A 20,103-nucleotide genomic window follows, 5' to 3' on the forward strand; every position below is an offset into this window, starting at 1 on the left:
GCCTCACCACACCCAGCGCAGGCCGATGGTGGCGACATGGTCGCTGCCGCGCTCCGTCCGCGCGGTATCGATATCCGCCACCACCGCGAAGCGGTCGCCGCGGAAGGCGGTGACGCCGATGCCGCCGCTCAGCCCGTTCTGGCCGACCCGCGCGGATTCCACGCCGAAGCCCGCGCCGCCCAGCCGGTGCGTGGACCGGCCGAGGCCATCCTGCATCTCCCGCGCATAGCCGATCCGCGCCTCCGGCCGCAGCCGGACGCCGTTGCCGAGGTCGAAGCTCCGCGCCGCGGAGACGCCGATGCCGGCGCGCAGCGCATCCGCCGTGCGCCCGTCCACGCTGAGGTTCAGTGACCCCGCCCCCGTCTCCGTCAGGCCGCGCCGCGCGATGCGGTCCCAGCGCAGATGCAGCCGCGGCTCGATCTCGATCCCCTCGATCCGGGTGGAGACGCCGATCCCGGCCTCCGCCGAGAGGTCGGTGCCCTGGCTGTCCGCGTTGGCGCGGCGCGACAGGGTGCCGAAGGCGATGGTCCGGCGGGAATCGTAGCGGCTGAGCCCGGTGCCGATCGTCACATCGACGAAGGGCTTCACCGAGGCTTCGGTCGGCGGCGCGTAGAGGCCGTACAGGCTGGCCTGGTAGCTCTCGATCCGCACCTCCCCGGTGGCGCCGTCGCCATCCACCTGGCCGCGCAGGAAGCCCAGCGCGATGCCGCCCGTCAGGCCGGCCGCGAAGGCGCGGTCCGCGCCCACCAGCGCGCCGCCGGATTGCCGGCTGTAGCCCGGCGCGATGCCGTCGCTGCCGGTGCTGCCCCAGCCCCCCAGCGCCCGGCCCCAGACGGACCAGCCCGGCAGCCCGAAGCCGCCATCGCCATCCCCGCCGTCGCCGGCGGGCGCGTCATCGCCATCCCCGCCCACGCCGGCGCCCGGCATGGCGGACATCCGCGCGATGCGCGCGCTGTCCAGCGCCACGCGCGGCGCCAGGGCGCCCTGCGCCGCCACCAGCCCGGCATCGCCGCTGCGGATCGCCGCGAGCCGCTGCCCGGTGGCAGCGCCGAACATGCGGCGATGCGCGAGCGCCGCCGCCAGCGCATCGGCATGCACCACGCCCGACACCTGGTCGAGCGCCGCCGGGATGGCGCTGGCCGGCAGGACATAGAGCGCGCCGAAGACAGTCGCCGCATCGCCGTCCATCCGCAGCCCCGCCGCCGGGCGGATGGCGTCCACCGCGCCGCCCGTCGCGGCCTGGTTCACCCGCTGCCCGCCCCCCAGCGGCGACAGATCCGCATAGCGCGCCGGCGTCAGCACCAGGTCGAGCGTGTTGGCGCCATAGAGCGCATCGAAGCGCGAACCCGCCGGCAGGCCATCCGTCGGCTGCGTCAGCCCGCCAAAGCTGCCCAGCAGCCCACCCTGCGCCTGGATCACCCGGAAGGACTGGCCGATCACGGGGTTGAAGCTGTTGGTGGCGTCCCCGCTGATGCCGCGCAGCACGGGCGCCAGCGTGCCGCCCGCCGTCAGCGCATTGCCCGCGCCCGTCACCAGCACCTGGTCATGGAACCCGCGGCCGGTCCCGGCGGCGGGCCCATCGATCTCCAGCCGCGTGGTGGACCCCGCGCCCAGCGTCACCGGCGCGGTGAAGGTCATGATGCCCGGCGATGCGCCGGGGGAGAGCGTGCCATTGATGGTGCTGGGGCCGGTGACCGTGCCGCCGCCCATCACCATGCCGCCCGCCAGCACCGACAGCGGCCCGCCAAGCTGCCCCTGCACCACCAGCGTGCCCTGCTGCACCTGCGCGCCGCCGCTGTTCTGCGCCTGGCCCTGCACGGTCAGCCGCCCGGTGCCGATCACCTGCAACTGGCCGTCGCCCGTGATGTTGCCCAGCAGCACGACCGGCCCGGCGGAGGTGTCGATGATGCCGTTCGTCGCTTCCACCACCACCGGCTGGCTGAGCGCCACCGACGCGGTCGGGCGGAAGGTGCCGCCGCGGAAGGTCACGGTGCCGGCCTGCGCGGCGCTGTCGCTTTCGTTGAAGGACCCGCGGCTGGTGTCGATCGCCGTGCCGCCGGACAGCCCCCCCACCGGCACCACCGCGTAGCGCACCGTGCCGCCGCCGAACATCGTGTCGCCGCTTGCCTCGCCGTAGAAGGCGATGCTGGAGAAGGTGCCGCTGTCGCTGATCGCGGCGACGAAGGTCATCACCTGGCCGTAGCGCGCATCGCCGGGATTGTCGGATCGTGCATTGGCGGAACCCACCAGGATCGGCGTGCCGCCATCGAAGGCGATGTAGAGCGCGCTCGGGTAGCAGCAGGTCGCCCAGCCCTCCAGCTCCACACCGAAGGCATTGATGGGGCTGGCGAAGGTGAAGACGAGGCCGCTGCCCGGCGGGTTCAACGAGGAAGCCTCCATCCGGATGGAGTCGCCGCTGTTGAAGGTGCCGCTCGGCCCCTGGACGTTGTTGAAGCTGGTCGTGCGCGTGCTGCGCGTGGTGCCGTCGCCGGAGGTGATGGTGAAGGCGCTGCGCGCCCAGCTCGTCTGGTTCGTGGTCAGGCTGGACAGCAGGTCCGTGTTCACCGTGCCGCCCGCGGTCGCCACGCGGTTGTCGAAATCCGCCCGCCCTTCGGCGATGCTGTCGAAGAAGGTGGCCGTCGCGGCCGCCGCATCCTGCGGTTGCCCCCCCAGAAGGGCCAGGCCGGAGACCGACAGCAGAAGCCGGGCGGCACGGCCGGCAAGGCGCCGGCCACGGGGGTACGATGCGGACATTCCTTGGCCTTCCTGGCGCGTGGCCAGGCGTCTTAGCCAAGGTCGGGTTAAGCCCCGGTTAATCCGGGATCGGCTTCCTCACTCCGCGGAAGCGCCAGAGGCGCGCACCACGCCCGCCCATTTCGTCACCTCCTCCGCCAGGTAGGCGGCGAAGGCGGGGCGGTCCCGCGCATCCGGCACGAAGCCCATCGCGTCCAGCCGCGTGCGCGTCTCGGCGGAGGTCAGCACCTTGTTGATCTCCGCATTCATCCGGTCGGTGATGGCGGGCGGCGTGCCATGCGGGGCCATGAGGCCGAACCAGGTCAGCGCCTCGAACCCAGGGAAGCCCTGTTCGGCCACCGTGGGCACGTCGGGCAGGGCGGGGTCGCGGCGCAGGCTGGTCACGGCGATGCCGCGCAGCCGGCCGTCGCGCACCATCGGCAGGGCCGGCGGCAGGCTCGTGCTGCCGATCGGCACCTGCCCGCCCACCACCGCCGTCACCGCCTGGGCGGGGCCGAAGGGCACGTGCTGCACCTCCACCCGCGCCAGGCTGCGGAACAGCAATTCCATGCCGAGATGCGTCGTCGTGCCGATGCCGGAGGAGCCGTAGTCCAGCGGCCGGGTGCGCGCCTGCGCGATCAGCTCGCCCAGGTTGGCGACGGCCAGTTTCTCCGTGTTCACGGTGATGATGTTGGGCGTGCTGGCCAGCATCGCCACCGGCTCGAAATCCGTGGCGGCGTCGTAGCCCGCGTTGCGGAACAGGGACGGGTTGACGGAGAAGGCGACGGAATGCGCCAGGAACAGGCTGCCATCCGGCGGGCTGCGCTTGACGGCGACGGTCGCGATGTTGCCGCCCGCGCCGGGCCGGTTCTCCACCACCACGGGCTGGCCGAGCACCGGCGCCAGCGCATGGGCCAGCGCCCGGGCCAGCACATCCGTGCTCGCGCCCGGCGGGAAGGCGACCAGGATGCGCACAGGCTTGTCCGGCCAGGGCGCCTGCGCGAAGGCCGGCGCCGCCAGCCATCCCACCGCCGCGCCCGCGATCGCGGCGCGACGGCCCATGATGATGCGCCCCATGGTCACGCTCCCCCCCATCGTCGTTTTCGTTGATGGGGCGGAGCATATCCCCACCCCGCGAGCGCGGGGAAGGGATCGTGGGTCTCAGCCGAAGGCGGGATCGTCCGCGATGGTGTTGCGCAGCACGCCGATGCCCTCGACCTCGATCTCCACCACCTTGCCCGGCGCCAGGAACAGCGGCGGCTTGCGCGCATAGCCGACGCCGGACGGCGTGCCGGTCGCGATCACGTCGCCCGGCTCCAGCGTCATCACCTCGGAGATGATCTCGATCGCGCGCGCCACGCTGAAGATCATGTCGCCCGTCGTGCTGTCCTGCACCGTCTGGCCATCGACGCGCGCGCAGATCCGCAGCGGCGCGGCACCCGGCGGCAGCTCATCCGCCGTCACGATCTCCGGCCCGAAGGCGCCCGTGGCGTCGAAGTTCTTGCCCATCGTCCACTGCGTGGACTTGCGCTGGTAGTCGCGGATGGAGCCGTCGTTGAACAGCGAATACCCCGCCACGTAGTCCAGCGCGTCGGCCTGCGACACGCAGCGCGCGCGCTTGCCGATGATGATCGCCAGCTCCGCCTCATAGTCGAACTTGTCGGAGACCTTGGGCCGCAGCATCGGCTGGTCCGGCCCCACCAGGCTGGTCTGCACGCGCAGGAACATCGCCGGATAGTCCGGGATCGGGTTGCCGCCTTCCTTCGCATGCAGCGCGTAGTTCAGCCCGATGCAGGCCACCTTCCCCGGCCGCGGAATCGGCATGCCGAGCGTGAGGTCGGACAGCTTCCGCCGCGCGGAGGCCGGCGCCGCCGCGGCCGCCGCCGCCAGCTTGGCAAGGCCCTCGGCCCCCATCCCGATCAGCGCCAGCGCGTCATCCGGGAAGCCCGCCAGCGCGGAGACCGGCACCACCTCCTCCCCGATCCGCACGCCCGGCGCGCTGCGCCCGTTCTCGATGAAGCTGAGCAGACGCATGCGACGATTCCTCGTGACGGCTTGGACGGTAAAAACTCTGCCGGGAAAATTTTTATCGACAAAACCAGGCCCGGGCAAGCCGGCCCCCCGGTGCTGGCAGCGCGCTTCCTTCCGCGCGATACTCCGTCCCCGCAACGGCCCCCAACGGCAAGGCGAACCCCCATGCTGCACCCGATCCGCCGCCGAGGCCTCGCCGCCGCCGCCCTGCTGATCGGCGCCGCCGGCCCCGCGCCGAGACGGGTCGGGGAGGCGGTGGAAGTCACCGGCACCGCCCGCGCCGAACGCCCCGGCGCCACCCGCGCCCTTGCCCCCGCCGCGCCCCTCGGTGAGGGCGATACCCTCGTCACATCAGCCGAGTCCCGGCTGCTGGCGCGCCTGGCCGGGGATATCGAGCTTCGCCTCGGCCCGCTTTCCCGCCTGCTGCTGGACAGCGTGCCCGCCACCACCGCGGAGGGCGCCGGCACCGTGCTGCGCCGCGCCGCCGGGTCGCTCTGGTTCAGCCGCCCCGAAACCGCGCCGCGCGCGCCCGTCGCCATCATCTCCCCGGCCGCGCTGATCGGCGTGCGCGGCACGGCCTTCTGGGCCGGGGAGATGGACGGCACCTTCGCCGTCTTCGTGGCGCGGGGGGAGGCCGCGGTCTCCGCCGGCGGCCGCCTGGTCACGCTGCCCGCCGGGCTTGGCACCGACATCGTCGGCGGCGTGCCGGAGGCGCCGATTCCCTGGTCCCCCGCCCGCATCGCCCGCGTCCTGGCGCCGATGGGCCTGACGCCCTGACACCCCTCCGCTGGGGCGCCGCCACCGCGGCCCTGCTCCTCGCGTTCCGCCTGCTGCTGCCCGCCCCCTTCGCCGCCGGGCGGGATGCGGCGCTGGATGCGCTGCTGGCCGCCTGGCCCCGCCCCGGCCCCGCGCCGCCCGTGCTGGTGGTGGCGATCGACCGCGAGAGCCTGGCCACCCTCGGCCCCTGGCCCTGGCCGCGGGACCGCATCGCCGCGCTGCTGGATCGCCTCCACGGCGCCGCCGCCATCGCCACCGACATCCTGTTCGAGGGTCCGGACCGCGCCGCCCCCGCCACCCTCGCCCTTCGCCTGGCGGAGAGCCTGCCCCCGCCCGAAGCCGACGCGCTGCGCCGCCGCGCCGCCACCCTGCCGGACCACGACGCGACTCTCGCCACCGCCCTGGCCGCCGCCCCCGTCGCGATCGGCTTCCTGCTGGCGCCGGAGGCGACGCCACCCCCCGCCGCGCCCGGCGGCTTCGCCCTGCTCGGCAGCCCCGCCGGCCTGGCGCCCCTCGCCGCCCCCGGCGCCGCCACCGCCTGGCCTGCCCTGGTCGCAGCCGCGCCCGGCCATGGGGCCGCCTCCCTCGAAGGCGGCACGGTCCGCAGCGTGCCGCTGGTGGTGCGCGTGGGGGAGGAATGGCGCCCGGGACTGGTGCTGGAGGCGCTGCGCCTCGCGCTCGGCGGCTCCACGCCGCTGCTGGCGGAGGGGCCGGAACTCCGCCTGCGCGGCGTGGTGCTGCCGCTGGACCCGGGCCTGTCCATCCGCCTGCATCCCGGCCCGGCCCTGCCCAGCGTCTCCGCCGCCGCGCTGCTGGAAGGCCGCATCCCCGCCGGCGCCATCCACGGCCATGTCGTGCTGCTGGGCGGCACGGCGCCCGAACTCGGCGCGCTGCGCGATTCCGGCTTCGCCCCGCTGGTCCCCGGCATCCGGTTGCAGGCGGAGGCGCTGGCCCAGGCCATGACCCTCTGGCTGCCCCGCCGCCCCGCCTGGCTGCCCGGCGCGGAGATCGCCGCCGCCGCCGCGCTCGGCCTGCTGGGCGCGGCGGCGGGCGCGGCGCTGCCGCCGCTGGCGCTGGCGGGCTTCGCCCTGGCCGCGCTCTTCGCCGTGCCGATCGGCGTGCTGGCGCTGCTGTCGGGGACGATGCTGCTGGCGGACCCGCTGCTGCCGCTGGCCGCCCTGCTGGCGCCGGCCGCCGCCGCCGCGCTTGCCGCCTTCATCGCGACCCGCGCCAGCCGCGCGCGCCTGGTCGCCCGCTTCGCGCAATCCCTGCCGCCCGCCCTCGTCACCCGCATCGCGCGCGAACCCGGCCTGGTGCGCATCGGCGGCGAGGCGCGGCGGATAAGCTTCGTCTTCACCGACATCGCCGGCTTCACCGGCCTGGTGGAGCGCAGCGGCCCCGCCGCCCTCATCGCCCTGCTCGATGCCTATATCGCCGGTGCCGCGGAGATCATCGCCCGCCATGGCGGGACGCTCGACAAGGTGGTGGGGGATGCGCTGCATGTGATGTTCGGCGCGCCGCTGGACCAGCCCGGCCATGAACGCGCCGCCGTCGCCTGCGGGATGGAACTGGCGGCCTGGGGCCAGGATTTCGCCCGCCGCCATGCGGAGGCCGGCTTCGGCATCACGAGGGTCGGCATCGCGACCGGCATCGCCATCGTCGGCGATGTCGGCGGCGGGCGGGTGCTGGACTACACCGCGCATGGGGATGCGGTGAACCTGGCCGCGCGCCTGGAACAGGCCAACAAGATCTTCGGCACCACGGTGCTGCTGGATGGCGAGACGGCGGCCGCGCAATCCGGCGACGGCTTCCGCTGCCTGGGCCGCCTGGCCGCCCGCGGCCGCGCCGCCGCCGTCGATGTCTATGCGCCCTGGCCCCCGGGGATAGAGGTGCCGGCCGAGGCCCGCGCCGCCTGGGATGCCGGCCTCGCCGCCCTGCTGGCGGAGGACGCGGACGCCGCCCGTGCCGCCTTCAGCCTGGTCGCCGGCACCCTGCCCGAGGACGCGCCGACGCTGTTCCAACTGGACCGCCTGAATCGCGGATTTTCATCAATTTCGGTGGACCAGCGGGGCGGATAGGCGGTCAGTCCAGCGGGATGTTGAACCCCCGGATGACGCCGCGGTACTGCGCGACCGTCTCCTCCATCAGCCGCCCGAGTTCCGCCGGGGAGGAGGAGACCGCCCCCGCCCCCGTCCCTTCCACCGCCGCCCGGTATTCCGGGCTCGCCACCGCTTCCACCACCAGCCGGTTAACCGTGGCGACGACCGGCGCCGGGATGCCATTCGCCCCGCAGATGCCGAGCCACCCCTGCGCCACCAGGTCGATCCCCTGTTCCCGGAGCGTCGGCACATCAGGCGCCACCGCCAGCCTTTCCGGGCTGGTCATCCCGATCGCCCTCACCTGCCCCGCCTGGGCCAGCGGCATGGTGTTCACCAGGGGCCCCACGAACAGCTGCAACCGCCCCGCGATGAGGTCCTGCAGCACCGGCGGCGTGCCGCGATACGGCACCTCCACCATCCGCGCGCCCACCAGCCCCTCGAAGATCCGCGCCACGAGGTTCGGCATGGAGGCCCCGCCGACATGCCCGAAGGCCACCGCCTCCGGCCGCGCCGCCGCCAGCGCCGCGAATTCCCGCGCATCCCGCGCGGGCAGGCTGTTCGGCACGACCAGCGCGTAATAGGCGCGCGTGATCTGGGAGATCGGCGCGAGGTCGCTCAGCGGATAGGGCCGCGCGGTGCCGAGCGTGTTCAGCGCATCGATATAGGTGCAGACGAGCAGCGTGTGCCCGTCCCTCGGCTGGGACATCACATGATCCAGCGCGATGCGACCCCCGGCGCCGGTGCGGTTCTCGATCACCACGGGCTGCGGAAGGCGGGCGCGGAGCTGGTCGGCGATGATGCGGGCGGGGATGTCCGTGGGGCCGCCGGCGGGGAAGCCGACGAGGAGGCGGACGGGGCGAGTGGGCCAGTCCTGGGCGGCGGCGGGCGCCACTAGCAGTATGGCGCCAAGCAGTGCGGTTAGCAGACTGCGCATGTAACGCGTCCCCCAGATATCTGATTCCATGTATGGCCTCCGATGCGGTGCTTGGACAACGAAGGAACGCAAGATGACAACGCCCAGCCACCCTGCCGTTATGCCGGCCTGCTCCGCCGGGCGAACCATTTTTGCATGCCTCCGTCGAAGGTTGCCCTTTTGTTCAACACCACATGTCGCTATGATGGGTGCTCCACACACATCATCTGGATGAGGTAATCTAGTCATGGCTAAGGAATCAAACGTCCGAGTTGCCTTAGACGGCCTAACTACGTCCCACCTGCAAGGTCGATTGGTTCAGAGAGGCCTAACGGTCGGACATCTGGCGCAGGCTTTGGGCGGCAGCGCGGCCCAGAGCCAGAGCGCCAACGCTCCAGTGGCCTCGACTTCCACAAGTGGGAATGCGTCTGGAGCGGCGGCAACCTCGAAGAAGCCTTGAGGATTGTCGGCTCTTAGCACTTCCGATTGGATCGCCCTGGGGTCGGGAGCGGTGTCCCTGATCGCTCTCGGCGTCGCCCTTTATGCCGTTAGACGCAGTAATCGAAATTCGTCGGTCGCTACACTTGTCACTCTCAACGATGCCTTTCGACAGGCATGGCAGCGCTATCTGGCAGCACCTGAACCAGATAAAGACTATTCGTTTTCAGAGCTTGCAAACCTTCTGGAAATTGCCTGCGGCATTCATTGCGAAAAATCCCTATTCGGAATTTCTCGTGAGCTATCCTCAGAATATGTAGAGCATGTGCTTTTGCTGATTGAGGAAAATAACGACGCCCGTGCGCGACTACGGGCGGCAGTCCACGCGCCGAATACATTTAAGTACATCGCCCGCTTTCGGGCCAATATGCGCAGGACGTAAAAATTCCGAAGCTGTACCTCACACCCCCCCTCTCGCAATCCCCCCCACCGCCCCCTTCGCCACCGTCTTCAACCCCGCAATCCGCGCCCCGATCACCTCCGCCCCCGCCCCTTCCCCCGCCCGCAGTTCCAGCATCGCGATCGAGCATCCCAGCAACGGAAACCGCCGCGCATTCCCGTCCCGATCCTTCCCCGCAATGCTCCCCGCCGCCCGCTCCGCCGCGCTGTAGAACGCCCCCGCCGCCTCGCTCATGAAGGCCTCGCGGAAGGCCGCAAGCCGCGCTTCCAGCGCCGCGCCCTCCACCTCCTCGAACCCCGCGAAGAAATCATCCCCCCCGATGTGCCCCAGGAAGCACCCGGGCACGCCGGCAAAACACCGGCGGAGCACGGTGGCGCAGAGGAACAGCGCCTCGTCCCCCGTGCGGAAGCCGAAGGCGTCGTTGAACGGCTTGAAGTGATCCAGGTCGAGGTAACACAACGCCCGAGGCACCGGCGCCGCGACGCCCAGCCGCTCCACCGCCTGGCGCACCGCCTGGTTGCCCGGCAGGCGAGTCAGCGGGTTGCGGTCGGTCGCTTCCTCCAGCTCCGCCCCGTGCCGCCGGGCCTGGCGCAGCGCGCCATCGGCGGTGCTTTCCACCTGCGCCGTCGCCGCGCGCAGCTTGCCGCACAGCACGCCCAGCAGCCGCAGCAGCGCATCCGGCCGCGCGGCCAGCACGCCCATCGCGGCCTCGCGCGGCAGGAACACGGCCTCCACATCGCTCGCGGCCACGGCATCGGCGGATCGCGCGCCGCCATCCAGCAGCGCCACCTCCCCCACCGCGTCGCCCGGGCCGAGGTGGTTCAGCACCACCTCCGCTCCCTCCGCGCTTTCCACGCGGATGCGCACCTCGCCGGCGGTCAGCACCCAGAGGCCATCGCCCGCATCCCCCCGCCGGAACAGCGCGCCCCCTTCCGGCACGCGCCGCGCCTCCGCCACCGCGCCGAGCGCGGCAAGGTCCGGGGCCGCCAGCGCCGCCAGCAGCGGCGCGCGGGAAAGCGAGGCCCCGTCAGGCACGCCGATTGGTTATTCGGCGGCCAGCGGCATCACCTGGCCCGGCAGGCGCCAGCCATACTGCGCATCGAGGCCCAGCGCCTTCACGATCGCCACGCCCCGCGCCAGGTGGTCCGGCTTCAGCCCCGTCAGCGGCCGCCGCAGATCGCCCGCCGGCAGCCCCACGGCCTTCATCAGGGACTTCACGGCCACCGGGTTGATGGCGCTGTAGGTGAAGTGCAGCAGCGGCAGCAGCCGGAGGTAGGTCTCCCGGAACACCACGGATTGCTCCGGCGTCGCCCAGGGCGTGGAAAGCCGCGCCATGCCGGCCGGGTCGATATTGCCCGTCATGTTCGCCGTGCCGTGGCCACCCAGCGACATGGTCGGCACGACGAGTCCCAGGTTCGGGCTGTCGCAGCACATGATCGTCGCATCCGGCTGCGCGGCGCAGACCTGCGCCACCTGGCCGACGCGCGTGGTGCTTTCCTTCAGCACCACGATGTTCGGGTGCTTCATGAGGCGCAGCAGATGGTCCCAATGCAGGTCGGACTTCACCCGCGGCGGGTTGTTGTAGATGCCGATCGGCAGTTCCACCGCATCGGCGCATTCCGCGAAGAAGGCCTCAATATCGTCCTCCGGCGCGCAGATATAGGCGGGCGCGGCCAGGATCGCGCCATCGGCGCCGGCGGCTTTCGCGTGCTTCAGATAGGCGATGGTGGCGGCCGTGCTGGTGCCCGTGCAGCCATAGAACATCTTCATCCCGCCCACCTTCATGGCGGCGGTCTTCTCCACGATCTCGCGCCGCTCATCCGGCGTCAGCATGGAGACCTCGCCCGTCGATCCCATGATCAGGATGGCGGAGGTGCCGGACCTCGCGTGCCAGTCGATCAGCGTGCGGAAGCCGCCGAAATCGACGCTGCCATCGGCGTTGAAGGGGGTGATGAGGGCGACGAAGGAACCCTCGATCCGCATCTTGGCCATGGGCACACCTGTGACGTTGGGGCAGCCACGCTAGCAACTCCGCCGGGGCCTGGGTAGGCGGTGCCGAAATCGGTGGCGCGGGGGCGTTTGTTCCTGTTATGTTTCTCCCCGTCACCACCCCAACCGCGTCCGGCACCCCGCGAAATCGGTGCTAAATGCACCTAATCGGCATAATCGGCTTAAACGGGTTAGCGACTTAAATGTCACACCCGTCATCTTCCACCCGCGCGCGGGGCTTCCCCTGCCCGCCATCCCGCCGCAATTCTTCCGCGATAGAAGGAGGAATTGTCATGCTCGCCCGCCGATCCCTGCTGCTCGCCGCCCCCGCTTTGGCGACGATCCCGATCGGTGATCGCGCTTTGGCGCAGTCCTGGCCGTCCCGCCCCATCTCCATCGTCGTCCCCTTCCCGCCCGGCGGGTCGAACGACCTGCTGGCGCGGCCGCTGGCCGCGAAGCTCCAGCAGGCGCTGGGCGGGCATCCCGTGGTGGTGGAGAACCGGGGCGGCGCCGGCGGCACGGTCGGCGCGGCGCAGGTGGCGCGCAGCGCGCCGGACGGGCACACGCTGATGTGGGGCCATGTCGGCACGCTGGCCGTGAACCCCTTCATCTACCCCAACATTCCCTATGACGTGCTGCGGGATTTCGCCCCCGTCGCGCTGGTCGCGACGCTGCCCGGCGTACTCGCCATCCACCCCTCCGTCCCCGCCCGCACCACGGCGGAGTTCATCGCGCTCGCCAAGGCGCGGCCCGGCACGCTGGAATATGGCAGCGCCGGCAATGGCAGCGCGTCCCACATCACCATGGCCAGCTTCTGCGACGCCGCCGGCATCGACCTGATCCATGTGCCCTATCGCGGCAATGGCCCGATGCTGACGGATCTCCTCGCCGGCCGCTTGAAGGTGGCCTTCGCCGGCGCGCCGGTGGTGCTGCCCGCCGTGCGCGACCGTCTGCTGGTGGCCCTCGGCATGAGCGCCTCCCGCCCCTCCGCCTCCATCCCGGGCATCAACCCGGTGGCGGAGGCACTGCCGGGCTACGAGATGGTGCAATGGCACGGCCTGGTCGCCCCCGCCGCGACTCCGCCCGCCATCATCGCCCGCATCAACGAAGCGGTGAACGGCCAGCTCGGCGACCCGGAATTGCAGCAGCGCCTGGTGATGGAAGGCGCGGATGCCGCGCCGCGCACGCCGGACGCCTTCCGGCAGCTCATCGCCAGCGAATTGGAGCGTTTCCGCGGCCTGATCACGCGCGCGGGCATCCGGGCGGATTGAGCCGCGGGCCCGCCGGTGCTCACATCCCGCGCGACGACAGGGGAAGAATGATGATCGGACGCAGGTCCTTGATGCTGGCCACCGCCGGGCTGGCCGCCGCCGGCACCGCCCGCGCGCAGGAAGCGCGCGGCCCGGTGCGCGTGGTGGTGCCCTCCCCGCCCGGCGGGCCGCCGGACCTGATCCTGCGCGCGATCCTGCCGAAGATGTCGGTGGCGCTGGGGCAGACGCTGGTCACCGACAACCGCGCCGGCGGCGCCGGGCTGGTCGGCACCGGCTATGTCGCGCGGCAGCCGGCGGATGGGCAGACCTGGCTCTTCACCACGGCCAGCCACACCAACATCCCGCCCTTCAATGACAATGTGAACTACGACCCGGTGCGGGACTTCACCCATGTGACGCTGGCCGCGCAGAATTTCGGCCAGGCGCTGGTGGTGCATCCCTCCGTCCCCGCCACCAATTTGGCGGAGCTGGTGGCGCTGGCCAAGGCACGGCCCGGGGCGCTGACCTACGCCAATGCCGGCAACGGCACCGCCAGCCACATCCCCGCCGAACTCATGAAGACGATGACGGGCACGGACATCCTCTCCGTCCCCTATCGCGGCGTGGCGGAGGCGACGACGGACCTGCTGGCGGGCCGGATCGACATGTTCTTCGTCGGCACGCAGATCGCGCTGCAGCATGTGCAGGCCGGGCGGCTGCGCGCCATCGCGCTGACCGGCGCGCGGCGCTGGAAGGGCATGCCGGACACGCCGACGCTGCAGGAACAGGGGCTGGCGGGCTTCGATGTGGTGAACTGGTTCGGCCTCTGGCTGCCCGCCAACGCCGCCCCCGCCTTGGTCAACCGCATCCACGCCGCGGTGGCGAGTGCAGTGCGGGACCCGGAGGTGATGCAGCAATTCGACAATCTGGGGCTGGAGGGCATCGCCATGCCGCCCGCCCAGTTCGCCACCTTCGTGGCCGACCAGGCCCGCATCGCGCAGGAGATCGGCCGCCGCGTGGCGCGTCCTGGCTGATGCTGACCCTGACCGTCGCCTGCGCGCCCTATGACCGCGTGCGGCCGCTGTTCGACGGGCGCGTGGCGCTGCCCGGCATCCGCCTGGTGCCCGTGCCCATCCATTCGGAACAGAGCTTCCCCCGCGCCTTCACCCGCGCGGAATTCGACGTGACGGAGCTGTCGCTCTCCTCCCAGCTCATCCAGGTTTCCCGCGGCCAGGGCGAGTATGTCGCCATCCCCGCCTTCGTCTCCCGCGCCTTTCGCCATGGCTGCATCTACCTGCGCGCCGATGCCGGCATCACCGATGCGAAGGGGCTGGAGGGCAGGCGGATCGGCATCCCCGAGTACCAGATGACGCTCGGCCTCTGGCTGCGCGGCATCCTGGCCGATGATCATGGCGTGGACGTCAACGGCATCGCCTGGCGCACCGCCGGCACCAACCAGGCCGGGCGCCGCGAACGGCTGCCGCTGGAACTGCCGCCGGGCATGGATGTGCGCCCGCTGCCCGATGGCGCCACGCTCAACCAGGCGCTGCTGGACGGCGAGATCGATGCCATCCTCTCCCCCACCGAACCGCTCGCCTTCGCGGCGGGCGATCCGCGCGTCACGCGCCTGTTCCCCGATCCGCGCGCGGCGGCCATGGCGTATCACCGCCGCACCGGCTTCCACCCGATCATGCATGTGATGGGCCTGCGGCGTGACATCGCGGAGAAGCACCCGGGCCTCGCCGGCCGGCTCTACCAGGCCTTCGAGGAGGCCCGCCGCCTCGGCCTTGCCGAGATGGAGGCCGATCTCCGCCATTCCTCGCTCAGCCTGATGCTGCCCTTCCTGGCGGAAGAATGGGCGGCGACGAAGGCGCTGCTCGGCGCCGATCCCTGGACCTATGGCCTCCACGCCAACCGGGCGGAGCTGGAGGCCATCGCCCGCTGGTCGCATGCCCAGCACCTGTCCCGCCGCCTGCTCGGGGTGGAGGAGATGTTCCACCCGGAGACGGCGGGGAGCTAGGCTGCGCGCTTCGCGCCCCGCAGACGGTCCAGCAGCGGCTCCGCCGCCATGCTCGGCGCGGTGCGGAACACCAGCGCCAGCACGCCCCCTTCCGCCCGCACGACGCGCGCGGCTTCGGGCTTCTGGCCCGGCGCCAGCGTGACGGAGACTTCCGTCCCCGGCGCCAGATCCACCGCGCAGCGCAGCGCGGCACCGCCCGCCGACACATCCACCAGCTCCACCGCCTGCTCCGCCCGGCCGGGCAGGACCAGGCCCACGCGGCTGCCCTGCGCGGGGAGGCGCTCGAAGCGCCGGCGCTCCCCGGTATCGCCGCGGATGGCGGCGAGGAAGCCATCCACCTCCTGCCGCAGCGTCACCGTCTGCGCCGCCAGCCCTTCCGCCGCGCCCAGCACGGCGCGGCTGTCGGTGCCGGAATTCCTTGCGATCGAGGACAATTCCTCCATCGCCCCGGTGACCACCGGCGTGCTGGAGGAGACGGACTGGACGCGCTGGTTGATCTCCTGCGTCGCCACGCCCTGCTCCTCCACCGCGGCGGCGATGGTCGCGGCCACCTCGTCCATCCGGCGGATGGAGGCGACGACGCCCTGCATGGCGTCCGCCGCGCCGCGGGTGGCGCTTTCCATGGCGGTGATCTGGGCAGCGATCTCCTCCGTTGCCTTGGCGGTCTGGGTCGCGAGCTGCTTCACCTCCCCGGCCACCACGGCGAAGCCCTTGCCGGCCTCGCCGGCGCGGGCGGCCTCGATGGTCGCGTTCAGCGCCAGCAGGTTGGTGCGTCCGGCGACGTCGGAGATCAGGCGCACGATGCCGCCGATGCGGTCCGCCGTCACCGTCAGGGCCTGCATCCGCTGATCGGTCGCGGTCGCCTGGTCCACCGTCTCCCGCGCCACCATGGCGGCGGTCGCCACCTGGCGGCTGATCTCGGAGACCGAGGACGCCAGTTCCTCCGCCGCGGCGGCCACGGTGCCGAGGTCCCCGGCCGCGCTGTCCGCCGCCTGGGCGGTGCGCGCGGCTTCCGCTTCCGTCTGCTGCGCGCTGGCGGCCATGCCGCCCGCGGTTTCCCGCATCGCGGAAGCGGCCTCCCCCAGCGATCCCAGCACGCCGCCGATGGACCGGCCGAAATCGGCGGTGTGGCGTTCCATCGCCGCGGCGCGCCGCAGCTGGATGGCGCGTTCCTCCGCCGCCTGTGCCTCCAGGCGCCGCTTCTCGGACGCCGCTTCGGCCAGCTTCGCCAGGGCACCGGCCATGCGGCCGATCTCATCGCGCCGCCCTGCGCCGGGGATGGCGACGTTCTCGCGTTCCTGCGCGATGTCGCCCATGGCGACGGCCATGCCGACCATGGGGCGCGCGATCCGCGCCGCGATCAGCAGGCCGGCCAGCACCGTCACCGCCAGGACCACGGCGGCCACCGCCAGCATGCGCAGCATCGCCGCCGTGCGCGCCATCGCCCAGGGCAGATCCGGCACGGCCAGCACCGCGGCGCCGGCGGGGCGGCCCTGGAAGTCCTTCACGGCGACGACCAGCGCGGTATGCGTGCCCTTGTCGCCAAGCTGCACCAGCAGCGGCACGCTGGACCCGCCTTCGCGCGCCGCCGCCAGCAAGGCGGGCGGCAGCGACTGCACCGTGAGGCCGGGGACGGTGGAGCCGAGCAGCACGCCATTGACGAAGAGCAGCGCCTCGCCCCCCGCCAGCTCACCGAGCATCGTGGCGGTGGAAGCGCTCAGCCGCGTGCCGGCCTTCACCGTGCCGACCACCCGGCCCTCCTGCATCACCGGCAGGGTGGCGCCGATGGCGAGTTCGTTGCTGGCCGGGGACATGACATTGCCAAGGCCCGGCCGCCCGGCCAGCGCCATCGCCACGTCCGGCACGCCGGATTTGTCATCGCCGAAGCGCTCCGGCCGGTGTCCCCGCGCCAGCACGCGGCCCCGCGCATCCGTCGCCTCGATCACCTCCACCGTCGGATCGGCGGCGCGGATGGCGGCGAAGGTCTCCGCCATCAGCCGCTGCGCGGCCGGCGCATCGCCCAGCGCAAGGGCCTGGACGACAGTGGGGCGGGAGGCGAGGCTGCCGGCATAGCCATGCATCTGCCGGCTGATGTCCGCCAGCGCCGAGGACAGCCGCTGGCTGGCGGCGGCCAGTTCCGCCTGCTGCCGGTCCTGCTTCACGGCGAGCAGCGCGGAATAGCTGCTGGCCGCGATGAGCAGCACGGCCACCAGCGCCGGCACAACGGCGAGGGCGGTCAGCCTGCCCCGCAGGCCGCTGAATCGGGACACAAGGCTCAAGGCAAGGGACCTCCGGGCTGATCCCTTCAACCCTGCCGCAATCAAGTGACTGGAATGAAAACGGTTGCAATCCTCGGCCCGCATCATCGCGACGCTCGGCAGGTCGCCGCATGCGGCGCCGATCCTCAGCCCGGCGTCAGCCCCGCCGCGCGCACGATCGGCGCGAAGGAGGCGAGTTCGGCCTGCACGAAGCGGGTGAAGTCGGACGGCGTGCTCTCCGGCGGTGGCGCGCCCAGCAATTCCTCGAACCGCGCGATGGTGGCGGGGTCCGACAGCGCGGCGCGCACCGCCTCCGCCAGCCGCGCCACGATGGCGGGCGGCAGGCCGGCGGGGCCGGACAGGCCGAACCAGGCGGCGCTGACGACATCCACCCCACCCTCCCGCAGCGTCGGCAGGTCCGGGAAGCGGGCGGATCGCGTGGCGCTGCTGACGGCCATGCCGCGCAGCGACCCGCTGCGGATATGCGGCCCGGCACTCGGCAGGCTGTCCAGCATGGCGGGGACGACGCCCGCGATGGTGTCCGTCAGCGCCGGCCCCGCGCCGCGATAGGGCACGGCATTGACCTTCACGCCCAGCGCCGCACCCAGCCGGATGCCGGCCAGGTGGCTCGACGTGCCGATCCCCGCCACGGCGAAGTCGATCTCGCCGGCCTCCCGCGCCAGGGCGATGAACTGCGCCAAATCCCGCGCCCGATTGCCCGGGTTCACCACGAGCACCGAGGGGCTGGTCGCCACCAGCGCCACGTGAACGAAATCGCGCATCGCGTCATAGGGGATGTTGGCATAGAGCGCGGGGGAGACGCCGTGGGAGGTGCTGTTGGACATCACCAGCACATGCCCGTCCGGCTGCGCCTGCGCCGCCGCGGCCGAGCCGATGGTGGCGCCCGCGCCGGCGCGGTTCTCCACCACCACCGCCTGGCCGAGCAGCCCGCCCAGCCGCTCCGCCACCAGCCGCGCCATCACATCCGTGGTGCCGCCGGGCGCGAAGGGGACGATCAGGCGGATCGGCCGCGTCGGCCAGCCTTGCGCGCGGGCCGGCCAGGCGAGCAGCAGCGGCGCGGCCAGCGCCGCGCGGCGGGTGAGCTTGGGCATGGCGTTTCCTCCGGTCTTTCCGGCAGTGTCGCCGCGACCGCCGCGCCGCTCAACCCGCCCGCGCCAGCTTCCGCCTCTCCTGCCCCGCCGCATCGAAATTGGCGGGGTCGAGCCAGGCGGCGATGGCTGCGCGCCGGGCCGGCCATTCCTCCGCCAGCAGCCCGTACCAATCCGTGTCCCGCCGCCGCCCGCGCGCGATCATGTGGGCGCGCAGCCTGCCCTCATGCCGGAAGCCCAGGCGTTCCGCCGCACGGCCGGAGGCCGGGTGCAGCGCATGGCACTTCCACCCCGCGCGCTGGTAGCCGAGGTCGCCCAGCACATGGTCCAGCAGCAGGAAGCAGGCCTCCGTCGCCGCCCGCGTCCGCGCCAGCCCCGGCGGGAACCAGAGATTGCCGAGTTCCACCGCCGCATGGGCGGGCCGGATGTCGAGCAGCCCGATCCACCCCGCGGCCGGCCCCGGCGCGCCATCCATGCCCAGCGGCCTGACGGCCCAGAGCAGTTCCTCCCGGCTCGCCGCCGCCAGGCGGAGATAGCCGCGGAAGGCGGCCTCGCTGGCGAAGGGCCCGATGGGGAGGAAGGTGAAGCTCTCCGGCGCCGCCTGCGCCCGCGGCCAGAGGTCGGCGGCATGGCCGGCCTCCAGCGGTTCCAGCAGGGCCCAGCGGCCACGATGCCGGGCGGCGTCGGGGCGGGTGGCGGGCGCGACCTGCGGCATCATGCCAGGCGCCGCCCGCCGGCCAGCACGCCGTATAAAGCGGGGGAGAGGCGGAACAGCACCACCGCCGCCGCCGCGGTGATGGCGATGGTGATCGCGACGGAGGCGCCGTAATGCGCCAGCAGCCAGCCCTCGCCGCTCGCGGGCATGACCCGGGACAGGATCTCCTTCACCAGGGCGATGGCGGGATAGTGCGCGGCGTGCAGGAAGAAGGCGAAGCCGCCCCAGCGCGCCAGCGCGCCGCCCCGACTGGTTGCGGCCAGGTGCAGGCAGGCGCCCCAGCAGGCCGCGACACCCAGCGGGCGCATCAGCCGCGTGACGACATCGAGCCAGGCGAGAGTCCCGGGATCCGCCATGTCCAGCACCAGCGGCGCCAGCGTGCGCAGCGCGACCAGCGCGGAATAGGCCAGCAGCAGGGACAGCGTGGCCCCGGCAGTGATGTTCAGGTCCCAGTCGCGCCGCCGCGCCAGCGCGCCAAGATAGAAGAAGAACAGCACATCCGTGCGGATGAAGAGGCCGAGCGTGAAACCCGCCGCCCAGACCGCCGCCAGCACGACGGCGCCCGCGACCGGCGCGTGCCGCAGCACCAGCCAGAGGATCGGCGCGCAGAGCACCGTGACGAAGAGGTCCCGCACGAACCAGAACTGGAAGGCGATCGGCACGTCGGTGATGCCGAGCACCGCATTGGCGTAGTCCCAGGCGCCGGCCGTGGCGGATTGCAGGTTGAACTGCTGCGCGAAGCCGATGGTGGGCGCCAGGCGCTGCACCAGGATCGCCAGCGCCAGCGTCGCCAGGTTCCACAGCAGCAGCGGCAGCAGCAGGGACCGCGCCCGGCCGCGCATCTTCCGCCCGATCGCCTGTCCCGCGCCATCCCCGCCGCCGAAGAACAGCCAGCCGGAGACGGCACTGAGCAGCGGCACCGCGCTGAAGAAGAAGAAGGTCAGGAAGCCGTTGACGAAGGTGGCGATGCGCGGGCCATCGGGATCGATGCCCTGGAAGGGCGGGCGGTGGTCACCGGGCAGGTTGAAGTAGTGCAGGAACACCAGCCCGATGACGAGCGCGACGCGCGCGAATTCGATCGCGCGCGGCAGCGATGCGGCGGCATCGAGCGGCCGCGCGCGGGCATGCGGTGCGGAGAGCACGGCACTCATACCAACGGCCGCTTGCAGCGGCTCGTTGGTATCCGCTTATCGCCCTCAAGCGCCGGGCGCGGCCTCCGGCCGCTGGGCTCGCCGCACTTGCGGCGGGCCGCATTCGCGGCCTCGGCCGGCTGTGCCGGCCGCAGGTCATTCCATCGTGCCGTTGGTATCA

General features: G+C 72.4%; 16 protein-coding genes. 6 read left to right on the plus strand and 10 right to left on the minus strand.

The features are described from left to right. Nucleotides 1-3 precede the first annotated feature (3 nt). From BM041_RS07085 to BM041_RS07095, 3 genes are all read right to left on the minus strand, one after another. Nucleotides 4-2,754, minus strand: a complete 2,751-nt coding sequence (locus BM041_RS07085) for an autotransporter family protein (RefSeq protein ID WP_092957765.1) — start codon at nucleotides 2,752-2,754, stop codon at nucleotides 4-6. 78 nt (nucleotides 2,755-2,832) lie between these two features. Beyond that, nucleotides 2,833-3,810 (minus strand): Bug family tripartite tricarboxylate transporter substrate binding protein, encoded by a 978-nt coding sequence (locus BM041_RS07090; RefSeq protein WP_175533792.1) that lies wholly within the window; start codon nucleotides 3,808-3,810, stop codon nucleotides 2,833-2,835. An 84-nt stretch (nucleotides 3,811-3,894) separates the two neighbouring features. Then, complete coding sequence (locus BM041_RS07095; protein ID WP_092957771.1) at nucleotides 3,895-4,767, minus strand: fumarylacetoacetate hydrolase family protein; 873 nt, start codon at nucleotides 4,765-4,767, stop codon at nucleotides 3,895-3,897. 162 nt (nucleotides 4,768-4,929) lie between these two features. Here BM041_RS07095 and BM041_RS07100 point away from each other — a divergent pair, with 162 nt between their 5' ends. Together BM041_RS07100 and BM041_RS07105 are read left to right on the plus strand one after the other, a co-directional pair. Beyond that, entirely contained in the window at nucleotides 4,930-5,541 is a 612-nt protein-coding gene (locus BM041_RS07100; RefSeq protein ID WP_092957774.1) for a FecR family protein, read from the plus strand. Nucleotides 5,542-5,597: 56 nt separating this feature from the next. Continuing rightward, nucleotides 5,598-7,619 carry a CHASE2 domain-containing protein gene (locus BM041_RS07105; protein WP_281244528.1) on the plus strand — a complete coding sequence of 674 codons (2,022 nt, stop codon included), beginning with the start codon at nucleotides 5,598-5,600 and terminating at the stop codon, nucleotides 7,617-7,619. Nucleotides 7,620-7,623: 4 nt separating this feature from the next. Here BM041_RS07105 and BM041_RS07110 read toward each other — a convergent pair whose 3' ends face one another. Further along, on the minus strand, nucleotides 7,624-8,574 hold the full coding sequence (locus BM041_RS07110; protein ID WP_175533793.1) for a Bug family tripartite tricarboxylate transporter substrate binding protein: 951 nt from the start codon (nucleotides 8,572-8,574) through the stop codon (nucleotides 7,624-7,626). A 490-nt stretch (nucleotides 8,575-9,064) separates the two neighbouring features. Here BM041_RS07110 and BM041_RS29890 point away from each other — a divergent pair, with 490 nt between their 5' ends. Further along, on the plus strand, nucleotides 9,065-9,433 hold the full coding sequence (locus tag BM041_RS29890) for a hypothetical protein (RefSeq protein WP_139225983.1): 369 nt from the start codon (nucleotides 9,065-9,067) through the stop codon (nucleotides 9,431-9,433). 18 nt (nucleotides 9,434-9,451) lie between these two features. Here BM041_RS29890 and BM041_RS07115 read toward each other — a convergent pair whose 3' ends face one another. Both BM041_RS07115 and BM041_RS07120 read right to left on the minus strand, forming a co-directional pair. Then, a complete protein-coding gene (locus BM041_RS07115; protein WP_092957783.1) occupies nucleotides 9,452-10,486 on the minus strand; it encodes a cyclic nucleotide-binding domain-containing protein in 1,035 nt (344 codons plus the stop codon). A gap of 9 nt (nucleotides 10,487-10,495) precedes the next feature. Further along, nucleotides 10,496-11,443, minus strand: a complete 948-nt coding sequence (locus tag BM041_RS07120) for a 4-hydroxy-tetrahydrodipicolinate synthase family protein (RefSeq protein WP_092957786.1) — start codon at nucleotides 11,441-11,443, stop codon at nucleotides 10,496-10,498. Between the two features lie 290 nt (nucleotides 11,444-11,733). Here BM041_RS07120 and BM041_RS07125 point away from each other — a divergent pair, with 290 nt between their 5' ends. The 3 genes from BM041_RS07125 (at nucleotide 11,734) to BM041_RS07135 (ending at nucleotide 14,710) form a co-directional block, all read left to right on the plus strand. Further along, a complete protein-coding gene (locus BM041_RS07125; RefSeq protein ID WP_092957789.1) occupies nucleotides 11,734-12,711 on the plus strand; it encodes a Bug family tripartite tricarboxylate transporter substrate binding protein in 978 nt (325 codons plus the stop codon). A gap of 71 nt (nucleotides 12,712-12,782) precedes the next feature. After that, nucleotides 12,783-13,724, plus strand: coding sequence for a tripartite tricarboxylate transporter substrate-binding protein (locus BM041_RS07130; protein WP_217648650.1), 942 nt, complete (start codon nucleotides 12,783-12,785; stop codon nucleotides 13,722-13,724). After that, nucleotides 13,724-14,710, plus strand: a complete 987-nt coding sequence (locus BM041_RS07135) for a substrate-binding domain-containing protein (RefSeq protein WP_092957794.1) — start codon at nucleotides 13,724-13,726, stop codon at nucleotides 14,708-14,710. Before BM041_RS07130 ends, BM041_RS07135 begins: the two co-directional genes overlap by 1 nt. Here the strand turns inward: BM041_RS07135 and BM041_RS07140 are convergent. The 4 genes from BM041_RS07140 to BM041_RS07155 form a co-directional block, all read right to left on the minus strand. Next, nucleotides 14,707-16,980, minus strand: a complete 2,274-nt coding sequence (locus BM041_RS07140) for a methyl-accepting chemotaxis protein (protein WP_245762008.1) — start codon at nucleotides 16,978-16,980, stop codon at nucleotides 14,707-14,709. The two genes, BM041_RS07135 and BM041_RS07140, sit on opposite strands and share 4 nt — an antisense overlap. Nucleotides 16,981-17,114: 134 nt before the next feature. Further along, a complete protein-coding gene (locus BM041_RS07145) occupies nucleotides 17,115-18,080 on the minus strand; it encodes a Bug family tripartite tricarboxylate transporter substrate binding protein (protein WP_175533796.1) in 966 nt (321 codons plus the stop codon). 49 nt (nucleotides 18,081-18,129) lie between these two features. Then, nucleotides 18,130-18,795: a GNAT family N-acetyltransferase gene (locus tag BM041_RS07150; RefSeq protein ID WP_245761968.1), complete on the minus strand. Its 666-nt coding sequence runs from the start codon at nucleotides 18,793-18,795 to the stop codon at nucleotides 18,130-18,132. Then, on the minus strand, nucleotides 18,792-19,934 hold the full coding sequence (locus tag BM041_RS07155) for an acyltransferase family protein (RefSeq protein WP_217648651.1): 1,143 nt from the start codon (nucleotides 19,932-19,934) through the stop codon (nucleotides 18,792-18,794). The genes BM041_RS07150 and BM041_RS07155 overlap by 4 nt, the downstream gene beginning before the upstream one ends. Nucleotides 19,935-20,103 lie beyond the last annotated feature (169 nt).

Source organism: Falsiroseomonas stagni DSM 19981 (assembly GCF_900114315.1).
GTDB classification, from domain to species: domain Bacteria; phylum Pseudomonadota; class Alphaproteobacteria; order Acetobacterales; family Acetobacteraceae; genus Falsiroseomonas; species Falsiroseomonas stagni.